Below are 14,535 nucleotides of genomic sequence, written 5' to 3'. Positions count from 1 at the left end.
TCTTTTCTAAAGAAGAAAATTTTCATAAATAAGGTTTCTAGTTTTATAGCCTTTTCGCAACTTGTGGAAGTTTCCTATCCATGTTTTTTATTTTTTTTCGGCTTTGTGGAACTTCCTTTGTTAAGGAATAGTTGTGTAAGCAAGATTTTTAAGAGAAAAACATACGAAAACACAATATATACTCCATAGATCTAGTAGTTCTAAACAATATTTCTTGTCCCTATTAAATCTTCTTGGTGATATTACAGGCAACCTTACTATTTTCATCGCATTTTATTTCATACATACATTGGATTGTGTATTTTGTGGCCTCGTAAAAAACAGTTGTTCGACTCTATTTTACTTGACAATTCTAAAATAAGCTTAAACCGTCAATAAGTCCGAACACTAAAAAACTAGATTATGAACTTTATAGAAGAACTTACTTGGAGAGGACTGTTAAAAAACAAGTCTGAAGGATTAGAAGAAGCATTGCAAAAAGGTCCTATAAAAGCCTATATAGGGTACGACCCTACAGCCCCATCGCTTACTATTGGAAACTTAGTAACTATGATGTTGTTGAAACACTTGCAGTTGCATGGCCATCAGCCCATTGTTTTGATGGGAGGTGCTACCGGAAAAATTGGTGACCCATCGGGAAAAGATGCCGAGCGTCAATTACTTAGTTATGATGTTATCAATTCAAACATAGCGCGTTTTAAAAAGCAATTTCGCAACCACTTGGATTTTGAAGGAGACAATGCAGCCATTGTGCTCAACAATGCCGATTTTTATGACGGCATGGATGTCTTTACTTTTTTAAGAGATATTGGAAAAAACATTACGGTCAATTATATGATGGCCAAAGATTCGGTCAAAAATCGTATTAATGATAGAGAACAAGGTCTCTCTTTCACGGAATTTTCGTACCAACTAATTCAAGGGTACGACTTCCAATACCTATACAAAAACTATGGTTGTGTCTTAGAAATGGGGGGGTCTGACCAATGGGGGAATATTACAACAGGTACGCACTTTGTTGGTAAAGCAGGTGGAAAAGCCTATGGTTTAACCTGCCCTCTATTAACCAATTCAGATGGTTCGAAGATTGGAAAATCGGCAGGAGGCACACTTTGGTTGGCAGCTGACATGACAAGTCCTTATAAGTTCTACCAATACTGGATTGACAAAATTAGTGACGAAGATATTGCCAAAGTATTTAAAATTTTCTCTTTAAAATCTAGAGCAGAGATTGAGGCTTTATTGGAAGAACACTTGGAAAGCAATCCTAGATTTTTGTTGCAAACACTTGCTGAGGAATTAACCATTCGTGTACATTCCAAAGAAGCTTGTGATGCTGTAAAAAGAGCAACAGAAATTACGTTTAATAGTAAAATTAAGCCTGATTTTTTGAAAAGCCTTTCTCCTGATGATTTTGATATTTTGAGAGAAGAACTTCCAACATTCTACATTGACTTATTTTTGCTAAACAATGGCATTCAGATTGATGACTTGTTGGTCAATAGTAATGAAACATTGCCATCTAAAGGAAAAATTCGTAGTGCCATCAAAGGCAATGCCCTAGCTATTAATGCTGTAAAAGCTAAAAGTCATTCAGATATGATTACGGCTAGTGATTTGATCCATGGAACTGTTTTGTTTGTTCAAAATGGTAAGAAAAATAAATTCTTAGGAATTCCTTATGCGACAAGCGAACAGGATGAAATCGTATTAAAGACATACTACGAACATCATTTAACAGTAGAACAAGCAGCAGAAGATACTGAAGTTCCTAGCGTTGTTTTGGATGCTAACTTAAAAGAGGTGGTTGCCAATTTGATTGAAAAGGGGTACCTAGAACACAATGGCAACGATACAGTTCTAACAGTAAAAGGACTATTGTTTTCTAAAACAAAATTTGGGGCTTAAATAAAAGATAAGGTAGAAATACTTTATTTATACAATAAGTAGCAGTGTTACTATTACGCAAGCACTGTTTTCAAAGAATAGAGGGAATGTACACTGGCACATTCCCTTTTTCTATTAACAAACTACTGCACTATTAATGCTGTATCAGTACTTTCTTTGTTGCTATTCTATCCTGCATTTGAACAACCATCATATACACTCCTGAGGTTAAATCTTGTGTATTCAATTGATAATATTGCTGCCCGCTTGAAAGGTCTTGCTCTTCCAATTGCACTATTATTCTTCCATTGACATCTACCAATTGTATCGTTACATCGCCTAAGTTTTCTAAATCAAATAGGACATCCAAACGATGGTTGGCTGGATTAGGAAAACATTGTAGCTTATTGGTAGTCGAAGGTTCTGCATCTATTTCGGTGGACAATTCTACCGTAGGCATTCCACTATGACCATGCATTGGCGACACATAAGTAGCACTAGAACTTGTACAAGAAGCAAAGGAACAACCTTGCATTTGAGTCTTAAAAATACCTCCTAATTCTATCTTAAATCCTGGTTCCAAATGAATGGATTGACCAGCTTGGTAGCTTACATTCGCATTGCTAGATACTATGTTCTTAGCATTAATAACTTGATTCGCAGCAACCGTAGATAGATTGGTTATAGTAGCCCATATAGATATATTTTCTTTGCATCCCAAATAATCTACTTCCTCAAAAATCCAGCTATTGGGTTCATTCTCGCAAGGGCAAGGCTGATTTCTATGGGCATAAATTGCGGCCCTATCATTTTGCAACACGGTCAGCATTCGCTGTGCTTGATCCTCCGAGAAGACATTTCGACAATCATCGTTAGTATACGACATGACATTAAATATATTGGGAACAAATAAATCTCCATTTAAGTCGTAAAAAGGATTTCCTGAATAGGTACAATTATTACCTTGCCCATCGCTAGACACACGCCCTCCTAAACCATGATCTGCGGGAGTATCACACATCCCATCTCCTCTTGTTGTACACCCTGTACCATCTACATATTCCACTGCATTTGCATCGTGGTTATTAGGAATTCCATCTGCCAACAGATAGGTTCGTTCGTGTGTATGCAGCAACCCCAAATAATGCCCAATTTCATGCGCTAATGTATTCCCAGTAGACATTGCGTTATGCATGATAATACAATCCCCTGTCATCCAAGGAAAATAAGCCCAAGACGCAATAAAACCATCTGTCGTTGGATTGGTTATCGGTGCATAAAAAACATCAATGGCATAAGAAACTCTACTAGGAAAAAAGAAGTCATTTAATACAATTGAATCCACCTCATTCGTATACAATGTTGTATTGTCAATATAATGGATATCGGGACAAATTTTGAATGTCAAATCCATTGCTTGTTGATAATGCGTATTTGCATTTTCTACGCCAGCCAATATTTCTTCTGCTGAGATTCCTCCCGAACCATCAGAACGCCGTACAATATGTATTTTTAATAAAATTTCTATGGCTTGATTGGAGGAGCGTGTATAAAGTTGTTTTTGCTGAACTTGTTGCAGCCATCCTCTTGGTGGAGTGGTATATTTTGTTCCACAGCTTTGCCCATAATGTTCTCCAATGATAAAGAAACAAAATAGTAAGCTACTTAATAATATTTTCATAACATTTAGATTTTTTGTCAGTGAACGAATCAATTACTTTTGCTCTAGACGCTCTAAACGTTGGTGGAGCTGTTTAATTAGTTGTTGCTGTTGCTCAATTAACTCCTGTTGCTCTTGAACTGCTTTTACCAAAATTGGAGTTAATCCTATGTAGTTGACACTTTTGATTGACTGTAGCTGTTCTCCTTCCTCTTTCAGTTCTTTGGGATGCACTACTTCTACATTTTTGACTAATGTTGGGAATACTTGTTCTAAATCTTGTGCAATAAATCCATACTGCTCCCCTGTAGGCAAATTCAAACTTGGAATCGTTTTATAACTATAGGACTTAGGCGTTAATTTATCAATCATAGCCAATGCGCCATCTACCTCTTTAATGTTTTCTTTTGTTGCCAAATCCGAAGACTGAGTGACAACACCAGAAACATAGACATCCCCTGCAAAATATCCTGCCTCTCCTATGGATGAAGCGGTAAAAGAATAAATGCCTTTCCCTGTTCCATTATTGCTATTGTACATAAAATTATAGATGCCATAATTAGAACTTCCTGCTCCACCATTATAATAATTGTAAATACCTCGACCGCTTCCTTCACTAGAAACGCTGTTGTTAATACCATATGCCATTCCTGTCCCATCATTAGTTATTTCATTATAAACACCATAACGAGCACCACTGCCATCGTGCTTTATTTTATTATAAAGTCCATAAGCTTTACTGCTTCCATTTCCCAACACATAACTATATGCCCCATAGGCATGCTGCGAAGAAGAAGCACTTGCATTTTGTTGAACAAAGTTATGGATTCCGTACTTTAAGCCATTTCCTCCACTAAACACTTGGTTTCGCAACCCATATTTTGAGCCTGTCGCATTCCTACTATTGGCTAACATCAAGCTAGCTCCTTGATTGGATTGAAAAATATTCAATTGAGCAGACGAAACGGTAGAATTTCCCACAGCCACTCTACCATCTGACCGAACTTCTATTTGAGAAAAAGTGCTTGGCAAAAAAACATACATAAAAAAAGCCATAACAGCCACGGGGAATAATCTTGGATTGTTCATAAATTTGATTTTTAAATTGTTTGAGTATAATAATTTTCTTTTTCCAATGCATTAAAAAATATATACACAAATATCATTTAATCTACCTCCAGATACAATCCGTGCAACAACGATACTTTTGCGGGATTTCCCTACTCTTATTTAGGGGATAGCACAAAAAAGAGGGCATTGACTCAAGCAAGCCAATACCCTCTCCCTAATAGATACTCTCTGATTAATTATATCTTACTATGCTACTTTCTAAATAGTCAAAACTTATAGTTTCCCCGCATATAACTTTGCATATTTAGCAATGTATTTTCCTAAAATATCAAATTCTAAATTAACAGCATCTCCAACTTTCATATTCCTAAACACCGTTTCTTCGAACGTATAGGGAATAATAGCGACTGAAAAACTATTGGGTGCAGGATCTACAACAGTAAGACTGGTACCATTTACACAAATCGACCCCTTATCGACTACCAAATGCTCTTCTGTTTCTTCGTATTCAAATGTAAAATACCAACTACCGTCTACTTCTTTGATATGGGTACACGTTCCCGTTTTATCGACATGACCTTGTATAATGTGACCATCCAAACGAGCATTAAAAACCATAGCGCGCTCCAAATTAACTTCTGTTCCAACGATCCAATCGCCCAAATTCGTCTTTAACATCGTCTCTTCAATAGCCGTAACCGTATATTGATTGCCATCAATAGCAACAACTGTCAAACAAACCCCATTATGTGCCACACTTTCATCAATTTTTAGCTCTTTGGTCATTTCAGCCTCGATTGTAATGTGAATGTTGCTACCTTCTTTTTCTATTTTTTGAACAACTCCTAATTCTTTGATAATTCCTGTAAACATATTTTATATTGTATTGTTTCTTAGATTATTACCAACCATTTTGCACCAACTAATAATAATTTGTGATTTGCCTTTTAACAAGCCAAACACATACACTAAAGTACTAGCAATATGGTTAATCGTATCTTTGTAATCATTGTTTTATAATATATTTTTCCAATTGAGAAGCGATGTTTCTATTGTCAGACAACCGAGGTACTTTATTTTGTCCTCCAAGTTTGCCAATTGATTTCATATAATTCCTAAAAGCATCTCTATGCAGCGGTCGAATTTTTAACGTTTGCAACACTTTCCCCTCAATTAAATCCTTGTAATAAATGTTTTGTGCCTGCATTTTTTTGTCTACTGTTTGAGCAAAAGCCTCTAAATTATCAGGCACAACATCAAATGCCACCAACCACTCATGATAAGGCAAAGCTTGATGAGGTGGTTGCACTTGAGGCGCAACCGTAAACTCTATGATTTTTGCACCATACAAAGCTGCGGCTTCCAAGATGGCAGTTTCTACCTCTTTGGCAATGACATGCTCGCCAAAAGCAGAGATAAAATGTTTAACACGTCCTGTAACCTTGATTCGATAAGGATTTGTTGATACAAATTCTACCGTATCTCCTATTTTATATCCCCACAGTCCTGCATTGGTATTCAGTACAACAGCATACTGTACTCCTAGTTCAACTTCTTCCAAAGATAATCGTTTAGGAACCTCTTTTCCCATTTCGCTCAATGGAACAAATTCAAAGAAAATCCCAGAATTAACATTCAACAACAAACCATCATCCTCTTGTTGATCTTGAAACGCCAAAAAACCTTCTGATGCAGGATATGTTTCTACACTTGGAATTTTTGCACCAACCAAAGCCTCTAGTTTAGCACGATAAGGTTCAAAGTTTACCCCACCATATACAAACATAGAAAAATTGGGAAAGACATCCAATACTGTTTTTTTGCCCGTATATTCTAACAATCGCTCATAATACATTTGCACCCAAGGAGGAATGCCGCTAATTAAACGCATATCTTCCTTTGCTGTTTCTAAGACAATTTTATCTAGTTTTTGTTCCCAATCCTCTATACAATTTGTTGTATAAGTTGGCATTTGGCTTTTTTTTAGCCAAGCAGGAATCAAGTGATTGGAAATTCCTGACAGGCGTCCTGTTGGTATATTGTAATGCTCTTCTAGAGTTGGGCTTCCTGAAAGAAACATCATTTTACCATCCATAAAATCGGTTCTTCCTGTTGTTGCCATATAATGAAAAATAGCATTTCTAGCTGTTCCAAAATGATTGGGAATGCTTTCTTTAGTCAAAGGAATATATTTGGCGCCCGAAGTTGTTCCAGATGTTTTGGCATAATATTGAGGTTTGCCCTTCCACAAAACATTAGATTGCCCCGCATTAATTCGGTAGATATAAGGTTTTAAATCCTCATAATCAGCTAAAGGAATTTGCATTTTAAAATCTTGATAAGACTTAATTTTGTCCATATTATGCTCCTTACCAAAAAATGTCCTTCGCCCTACCTGTATTAATTGTTCTCGTATTTTTGCCTGATAACGAAGTGCATTAGAAGCATCTCGCTCCACTTTTTTAGAGATAAACTTGGCTATTGGATAAACGATCTTTGTTTTTAATGACATTGGTCTTAATCTTAGAATTTGATGAGCACAAAAATAAGCTTAAAGTCATAAATTGTACTATTTTATGGATTCTAATTTCGTTTCAAATAAGATATTACTTGCAACAATTCTTAATCCCAAAATCAATCTCATCTAGCTAAAAACAAAAAACTCTTCCAACTATCACTAGAAGGAAGAGTCCTAAAAACCCAAACAAATAAACACAAAGATATAACGAAGATAAACATATTTTTCAGAACTTTTAAAGAGTACCACAAAATTTTATGCTTTTTTTTGAAAATTCAAAGTATTTTTTAAGTAATAACTTCGTTTTCAGCTCAAACAAGCCTACAAAAGGGCTTCATTCTATTTTAATAATACTCCGTTGATTAGCTCCCTGCGGTCGTGAGATCGCTATCGCTTAGTTTTTTAGTTTTCCTACGAACCCGTAGGCTCACGAAGTAAAAACGTAAAAAAGCATCTTGCATTAGTTTGATTACCACTTTTAGCATAAAGGTTAACAAAGAACATCTTACTGATAATCAAACTAATACAATTTTTCAACGGAGTAATGTTTTAAATAAGGTTATAATTTATATTATATTTATCTTCAAAGGTCTGTAAAACATGCCACAAATGTTCATCTAAATATTTTTTGGTATTATCGTAAATATATATTGGTATTGCTTGATAATAAGCCAATGCAATTCCTCCCGATATTGCGGCCATCGTATCGGTATCTCCTCCTAACGAAATGGCAAGACGAATAGCATCCTCTACATTATCAGATGCTAAAAAACAACAAATAGATTGAGGTACTGATCCTTGACAAGTGACATCAAATGTATAACTAGTTCGTATGGTTTCAATATCTTGCTCCAAATTATACATCATTTTTTCTTGAATTCGCTGCTTAATAACTTCTTTAGAAGCTCCGTTTCTAGCTAAAAATATAGCTAATGCAACTGCTTGTGCTCCTTTTATTCCCTCTGAATGATTGTGCGTAGGTAAGGCCGTTTTTTGGGCTTCTTCCAAGACCTTTTGTTCTGTATCAAAAGCCCACCCAATCGCCCCTACTCTCATAGCCGATCCATTTCCAAAACTCCCATAAGGAACACATTTTTCAAAAGGCGTTTGCAACCATTTTTTAAAATTTCCACCATATCCTACTCCCCAATATTGGTTTCCATAATCATGCAAACACCTTCCATAGTTTTGCCCCTTCAATAAAGCATCCGCAATTGCTAATGACATTGTTGTATCATCTGTAAAGCGACTCTTAGGCTGAAAAAGTTCAAAATTCTTATAAGGCTTTTCTTTTGTCCATGTTCCTTTGTAAAAAGGGTATTCGTAAACCGAACCTATGATATCACCAGCTATTATACCAATCATCCTACTTCATTTTATTATTAAACAAAGTCCTTTAACAGGAGTGTTTCTTAAAAAGTTCCCTATTTTTAATTACTTTCACTTGATGTATTTCTTTAAGTATTTCTTATGAGTAGTTTATTTTAAACAAATAAACTAAATAATTACAAAACCAAATAAGATAACTTTTTTGAGAACATTATTATAACTACATCGTATAAATGCTAAGAAACATTTAATCAACCATACTACTATTTATGCTCAACAATATTGATTTAACCAATGTCCTTGTTTTGGACATAGAAACTGTATCTGGACACAAAAGTTATGCTGATTTAAATCCTACCATGCAAAAACTATGGGATATCAAATCAACACAAATACAGGCACGAAAACCAGAAGAAGAACGTTTAGAACCAGCAGAGTCTTACACAGAATTTGCGGGGATTTATGCAGAGTTTGGAAAGATTGTTTGTATATCTGTTGGCGTTTTTCGCCCCGATGCACAAGGCGCTTTGAACTTTCATCTAAAATCGTACTACGATCACGATGAAAAGAAATTACTAGAGGAATTTTCAGAGTTATTAACCAAGCATTACAACAATCCACGAAAACATTTTATTTGTGGGCATAATATCAAAGAATTCGATGTTCCTTATACCTGCCGAAGAATGGTTATACAAGGCTTAGAATTTCCCGAAATGCTAAACTTACCAGGCAAAAAACCATGGGAGTTGACGCATCTACTCGATACCATGACTGTTTGGAAGTTTGGAGACTTTAAGAGCTATACGGCATTAAAATTGCTGTGTGGTGTCTTTAACATTCCTACACCAAAAGATGATATTGATGGTAGTGAAGTTGGCAAAACCTATTGGGAAACCAACGATTTAGATCGTATTGAGGTATATTGCAAAAAAGATGTTTTGGCTACTGCTCGCCTACTCATGGCTTACAAAGGGATGCCCTTGATTGAAGATGACAAAGTGCATAATTTATAAGAGTAAGGGGTTTAAAGTGGCACCAACACTCATTTTAAACTCCTTAAAAACGATAACTAAGAAACTTTTTGAACGAAATTGTTTCCTAAAAAGATGTAATATTAATCATTTCCTTGAAAACTAAAATTATAAATGATTAACTACTAAGCAAATAACCATTGTTATTTCTTGTCAGGGGTTGAAGCTTTGGCAAAATTTAGTCCAGAACAATTTTTTGGAGGAAAGGATTCTATCATTACAGGTTCTTTTGATACAGGGGATAAGCTTCATTATATTGTAAAATTATATGTACCAGACGAGCGTTCAGAAACAGGAAACAAAAGAATACCTATCAAAGTAAAACCTACATTTGTCCGAAAAAAAGTAGTAAAAAAGAAAGCACAAAGTACAGGAGTTGATGACAAAGATATAAAAGATGAAACATACTTTGCAAAAGCAGGAACAGCAACAGAAGAGATTTGGGTACAGTTGCTAGAGAAAGCTTTAGCTCAGTTGGAAGGCTCTTTTGCTGAACTTGATTCAGGGAGTGAGGATTTGAATTTGGCTAAACAAGAAGACGCTTTTCAACTATTAACAGGAAAAAAGATTTCTTCTTTTGATTTGCCTTCGGAATTAAATACAGCCTTAGCAACACTCTTTCAAGTATACAATAATGGGAATAATAAATTACCAAAGGCTCGTTTTGTGACAAGGAAAGATTTTGGAAACAATGAGGAGCTTGCCGTTTCTGAATCGGGCGAAAAAAGTATCCATCTTAAAAAAAGAGGTTATTTATATGCCAATCACGAGTATTCTTTAGGAGGCATAGAAAATATTGAGCAATTAGGAAAAGAGTCTTTTGAACTGCAAAACCCACACAGCTCAGATTATCAAGGTGGTGAGAAAATTGTAGTAACAAGAGCAGAACTTCAACAGTATTTTAAAAAGATTATCATTGGCTAATTCATGAAAACTATCCTCTATCTATTTTGTTTCTTTATTCCAATTCTTTCTACTGCCCAAAAAGTTAGATTAAGTGGCGAGGAGTGGCTAAGTTTTCCTGATTCCATCTGTGAATTAACCAATACCAAAATTTTAGTTTTGGTAGATACTAAAGTTGATGTTTTACCTTCATGCATTGGAGAAATGACCAGCTTGAAGCATCTCCTCTTATCTGCCAATAAACTAAGAAGATTGCCTTCTTCTATTAAAAACTTAAAGAAGTTAGAATGGTTATACGTTGATGAAAATAAATTATCAAAACTACCTAATGATATTGGAGAATTAAGTCAGTTGACAAGATTGGATTTGTATGACAATAGCCTTCGTGAACTACCTGAAACGATTTGGCAATTAAAAAACTTAAAAGAGTTGAATTTGGCTTTTAATTATTTGGATGTTTTGCCTTCAAGTATAGGAAATTTAACTTCATTGGAAAAGTTGAATTTCGCAAGAAATGGTCTAGAGGTACTTCCTGAATCTATTGGAAATTTAAGTGCTTTAAAGGAACTCAAATTAAATTTCTTTAATAAGCTCAAGTCCCTACCAAACTCCTTTGGAAAGCTCAAGTCTTTGGAATATTTAGATTTAAGTTTCAATGACTTAAATTCCTTACCAAATTCAATAAAGAATTTATCCAAACTGAGGTTTTTAAATTTAGCACACAACGAGCTGAAATCGATCCCTTATTCTATTAATGAATTAAGTGAACTAGAACACTTAAATTTAAAATTTAATTATAATAACTCTTTACCAGAAGGACTTGGCAGACTAAAAAAACTTCGCTATTTAAATTTAAATGCATATCCTCAATATGCCTTGCTCAAGCCCCCCCTTTGGGTTTTTGAATTGAAAAAACTAGAAGAGTTGTATCTGATTAATCAAAAGAGTAGCCGCAAATGTTTTATGGATGGCTTAGTAGCGTTGAAAGCACTTCGTGTTTTAGATTTAGGAAGAGGAGGGCATAGAAAATTCCCTTCCTTAGATGTGCTTCAAGAATTGAAACATTTAGAAGAACTCTATTTGGAGGGAAATAAAATAAGGAAACTTCCAAAATCAATTCAACAGTTAACGGCACTTAAGAAATTGAATATAGAAAATACCAAAATCTCAAGATTTCCCAAAGATTTAAGTGGGTGGCAGCAGTTACAGGAGTTGTATATTTCTAAACAGCACAATTTTCCAGAGAAGGAGTTAAAACGTTTTCAAGAACAAATGCCCAACTGTCAATTGATTTTTGTTAACTAAAAATGATTAAGAAAATAGTGAGAAAATCATAGTAACAAGAGCAGAACTTCAACAGTATTTTAAAAAGATTATCATTGGCTAATTCATGAAAACTATCCTCTATCTATTTTGTTTCTTTATTCCAATTCTTTCTACTGCCCAAAAAGTTAGATTAAGTGGCGAGGAGTGGCTAAGTTTTCCTGATTCCATCTGTGAATTAACCAATACCAAAATTTTAGTTTTGGTAGATACTAAAGTTGATGTTTTACCTTCATGTATTGGAGAAATGACTAGCTTGAAGCATCTCCTCTTATCTGCCAACAAACTAAGAAGATTGCCTTCTTCTATTAAAAACCTAAAGGAGTTAGAATGGTTATACGTTGATGAAAATAACTTATTTACATTACCTACTAGTATTGGAGAATTGAGTCAGTTGACAAGATTGGATTTGTCTGATAATGGTCTTTGTAAATTACCTAAAACGATAGGAAAGTTAAAAAACCTGAAAGAGTTGAATTTGGCTTTTAATTATTTAGATGTTTTACCATCAAGTATAGGAGACTTGACTTCATTGGAAAAGCTAAATTTAACAAGAATTGGTCTGGATTCACTTCCTGAATCTATAGGGAATTTAAGTGCTTTAAAGGAGCTTAAATTAAGTTATTTTAATTATTTCAAATCCCTACCAAACTCGATTGGAAAGCTCAGATCTTTGGAATACCTAGATTTAAGCATGAACAGATTAGAAAGTCTTCCTGGGTCCATTGGGAACTTGTCCAAATTAAAGTTTTTAGATTTAGGACACAATGATCTTAAGTCAATTCCTAAATCTATTAATAAATTGATTGAATTAGAACACTTAAATTTAAAATTTAATGATTATAATTCCTTGCCAGAGGGACTTGGGAACTTAAAAAAACTTCGCTATTTAAATTTAAATGTATCTCCCCCATACGCTTTACCCAAGCCCCCTCTTTGGGTTTTTGAATTGAAAAAACTAGAAGAGTTGTATCTGATTAATCAAAAGAGTAGCCGCAAGTGCTTTATGGATAGCTTAGTAGCGTTGAAAGCACTTCGTGTTTTAGATTTAGGAAGAGGAGGGCATAGAAAATTTCCTTCCTTAGATGTACTTCAAGAATTGAAACATTTAGAAGAACTTTATTTGGAGGGAAATAAAATAAGGAAACTTCCCAAATCAATTCAACAGTTAACGGCACTTAAGAAATTGAATATAGAAAATACCAAAATCTCAAGATTTCCCAAAGATTTAAGTGGGTGGCAGCAGTTACAGGAGTTGTATATTTCTAAACAGCACAATTTTCCAGAGAAGGAGTTAAAACGTTTTCAAGAACAAATGCCCAACTGTCAATTGATTTTTGTTAACTAAAAATGATTTTTTACAATTCACCACTCCTTTAAAAACAGTATCACTATCAACAGAATAGACTGTTGGCAGCTAAAGCTAAATTATGCATTTCACCTCTATTGGGGCTTTAATCTAGTTTTTCATTCCTTTGAACTTTCTCATAAAATATTGTAATTTTGACATTCATAATCTATCAAAAATTGTTATTCATTACGTTCGTGAGAGCACAAGTTTAGCGTTTTAGTGTATCAAAAAGCTAATTTACGAGTTCTTTCTTACTATTTTGTTTTCAAGCATTTTTATAGGCAACCCTTTTAAATAAAAGTAAGATGATGGAGGGCTATATAGAATGGTTATCTCCTTTTTGTGAGGCCATAACAACGGGATTAGGTTCTTTTTTAGATCCTAAAAAACGCATTTATTTTCCCTACCTTTTGTCAGCCCTTCTGCTAAGTTTGATTTATCTGAAATTCATCAATCCAAAGACTCGTTCTCTATCTTTGGCACAGTATATAAAATATTTATTTTCCCCAAAAATATGGAGACATCCTTCTGCCATAGTTGATTATAAACTTCTATTTTTTAATCATCTGATTAAAATTTTATTTATAACGCCCTATTTATTAGCCCATACTGCCTTCGCTTATATCGTTGTACAGGCGTGGGAAGCCAGCATAGGCATTCAAGATACTATTTTGTGGAATAGTACAGCCATTAATATTAGCTACACAATTAGTTTTTTAATTATCTCTGATTTTAGTCGCTTTATATTACATTATGCACTGCACAAAATCCCTTTTTTATGGGAGTTTCACAAGGTACACCATGCTGCAGAGGTTTTAACCCCCATCACTCTCTATCGAGTTCACCCTATTGAGTTTTTCTTGTTTCGCTTAAGGAGTTTGCTTGTTTTTGGTAGCATCACAGGATCGTTTTTCTTTTGGTTTCGAACAGGAATTGAGCCACTAAGTATTTTAAAAATACATGCAGGCATTTTTCTTTTCAATCTAATTGGTGCCAACCTTCGACATTCTCATATCCCAATATCGTTTGGCAGCACAATGGAACGAATCTTTATTTCGCCTTCGCAACACCAAATTCATCACAGTGTAGAAGAACAACATTATGATAAAAACTTTGGTAGTATTTTTTCTATTTGGGACGGTTTATTTGGTTCTTTGTTCATCAGCCAACCCAACAAAAAGCTTGCTTTTGGGATTGAAAAAGAAGAACAAACACGATTTCGGAGTTTGTGGCAGAATTTATTTATTCCTTTTAAGAATATTTTTCGAAAACTTCGATAAAAAAAGCCCTACAACAAATTTGCTGTAGAGCTACGGTTAACTCAGGGACGAAGTTAATCCGCGTGTTGACCTCGAAGGTCGGTATATTAATGCCTGTCCTTTCTACTTTTTGGAAAAGCAAAAGGAGGACAACTAGCTTCTAATTTAATGGGGGTTGCTTTGTTTGGGGTAGTAGGGTTATT

11 protein-coding genes are annotated in these 14,535 nt (G+C 34.7%); 6 read left to right on the top strand and 5 right to left on the bottom strand.

Going from position 1 to position 14,535, the window contains the following annotated elements; translation table 11 throughout:
• Positions 1-402: 402 nt before the first annotated feature.
• On the top strand, positions 403-1,908 hold the full coding sequence (gene tyrS, locus CG11_RS25465; protein WP_063833214.1) for a tyrosine--tRNA ligase: 1,506 nt from the start codon (positions 403-405) through the stop codon (positions 1,906-1,908).
• Positions 1,909-2,041: 133 nt separating this feature from the next.
• Here the strand turns inward: tyrS and CG11_RS25460 are convergent, their stop codons facing one another.
• The 5 genes from CG11_RS25460 to CG11_RS25440 form a co-directional block, all read right to left on the bottom strand.
• Positions 2,042-3,568, bottom strand: coding sequence for a zinc-dependent metalloprotease (locus tag CG11_RS25460; protein ID WP_052599789.1), 1,527 nt, complete (start codon positions 3,566-3,568; stop codon positions 2,042-2,044).
• A 33-nt stretch (positions 3,569-3,601) separates the two neighbouring features.
• Entirely contained in the window at positions 3,602-4,636 is a 1,035-nt protein-coding gene (locus CG11_RS25455) for a tail fiber domain-containing protein (RefSeq protein ID WP_052599788.1), read from the bottom strand.
• Positions 4,637-4,891: 255 nt separating this feature from the next.
• Entirely contained in the window at positions 4,892-5,491 is a 600-nt protein-coding gene (locus CG11_RS25450) for a riboflavin synthase (RefSeq protein ID WP_052599787.1), read from the bottom strand.
• A 133-nt stretch (positions 5,492-5,624) separates the two neighbouring features.
• A complete protein-coding gene (locus CG11_RS25445) occupies positions 5,625-7,130 on the bottom strand; it encodes a GH3 auxin-responsive promoter family protein (protein WP_052599786.1) in 1,506 nt (501 codons plus the stop codon).
• A gap of 555 nt (positions 7,131-7,685) precedes the next feature.
• Entirely contained in the window at positions 7,686-8,501 is an 816-nt protein-coding gene (locus tag CG11_RS25440) for an ADP-ribosylglycohydrolase family protein (RefSeq protein ID WP_052599785.1), read from the bottom strand.
• 233 nt (positions 8,502-8,734) lie between these two features.
• Between CG11_RS25440 and CG11_RS25435 the strand changes: the two genes are divergently transcribed.
• The 5 genes from CG11_RS25435 (at position 8,735) to CG11_RS25415 (ending at position 14,353) form a co-directional block, all read left to right on the top strand.
• Positions 8,735-9,478, top strand: coding sequence for a ribonuclease H-like domain-containing protein (locus CG11_RS25435; RefSeq protein WP_052599784.1), 744 nt, complete (start codon positions 8,735-8,737; stop codon positions 9,476-9,478).
• Positions 9,479-9,646: 168 nt separating this feature from the next.
• The gene (locus CG11_RS25430; RefSeq protein ID WP_052599783.1) at positions 9,647-10,420 is read left to right on the top strand and encodes a C2 family cysteine protease; all 774 of its coding nucleotides are present in this window, start codon (positions 9,647-9,649) and stop codon (positions 10,418-10,420) included.
• 3 nt (positions 10,421-10,423) lie between these two features.
• On the top strand, positions 10,424-11,704 hold the full coding sequence (locus tag CG11_RS25425; protein WP_052599782.1) for a leucine-rich repeat domain-containing protein: 1,281 nt from the start codon (positions 10,424-10,426) through the stop codon (positions 11,702-11,704).
• An 85-nt stretch (positions 11,705-11,789) separates the two neighbouring features.
• Positions 11,790-13,070, top strand: a complete 1,281-nt coding sequence (locus CG11_RS25420; RefSeq protein WP_052599781.1) for a leucine-rich repeat domain-containing protein — start codon at positions 11,790-11,792, stop codon at positions 13,068-13,070.
• A 308-nt stretch (positions 13,071-13,378) separates the two neighbouring features.
• Positions 13,379-14,353: a sterol desaturase family protein gene (locus tag CG11_RS25415; RefSeq protein WP_081909651.1), complete on the top strand. Its 975-nt coding sequence runs from the start codon at positions 13,379-13,381 to the stop codon at positions 14,351-14,353.
• Positions 14,354-14,535: the final 182 nt, after the last annotated feature.

The organism is Aureispira sp. CCB-QB1, from assembly GCF_000724545.1.
Taxonomy (GTDB): domain Bacteria; phylum Bacteroidota; class Bacteroidia; order Chitinophagales; family Saprospiraceae; genus Aureispira.
This window is presented reverse-complemented; position numbering and strand designations above follow the sequence as displayed.

Coding starts and splice junctions, on each gene's coding strand:
- tyrS (WP_063833214.1), top strand. CDS start 403: ATGAACTTTATAGAAGAACTTACTTGGAGAGGACTGTTAAAAAACAAG.
- CG11_RS25460 (WP_052599789.1), bottom strand. CDS start 3,568: ATGAAAATATTATTAAGTAGCTTACTATTTTGTTTCTTTATCATTGGA.
- CG11_RS25455 (WP_052599788.1), bottom strand. CDS start 4,636: ATGAACAATCCAAGATTATTCCCCGTGGCTGTTATGGCTTTTTTTATG.
- CG11_RS25450 (WP_052599787.1), bottom strand. CDS start 5,491: ATGTTTACAGGAATTATCAAAGAATTAGGAGTTGTTCAAAAAATAGAA.
- CG11_RS25445 (WP_052599786.1), bottom strand. CDS start 7,130: ATGTCATTAAAAACAAAGATCGTTTATCCAATAGCCAAGTTTATCTCT.
- CG11_RS25440 (WP_052599785.1), bottom strand. CDS start 8,501: ATGATTGGTATAATAGCTGGTGATATCATAGGTTCGGTTTACGAATAC.
- CG11_RS25435 (WP_052599784.1), top strand. CDS start 8,735: ATGCTCAACAATATTGATTTAACCAATGTCCTTGTTTTGGACATAGAA.
- CG11_RS25425 (WP_052599782.1), top strand. CDS start 10,424: ATGAAAACTATCCTCTATCTATTTTGTTTCTTTATTCCAATTCTTTCT.
- CG11_RS25420 (WP_052599781.1), top strand. CDS start 11,790: ATGAAAACTATCCTCTATCTATTTTGTTTCTTTATTCCAATTCTTTCT.
- CG11_RS25415 (WP_081909651.1), top strand. CDS start 13,379: ATGATGGAGGGCTATATAGAATGGTTATCTCCTTTTTGTGAGGCCATA.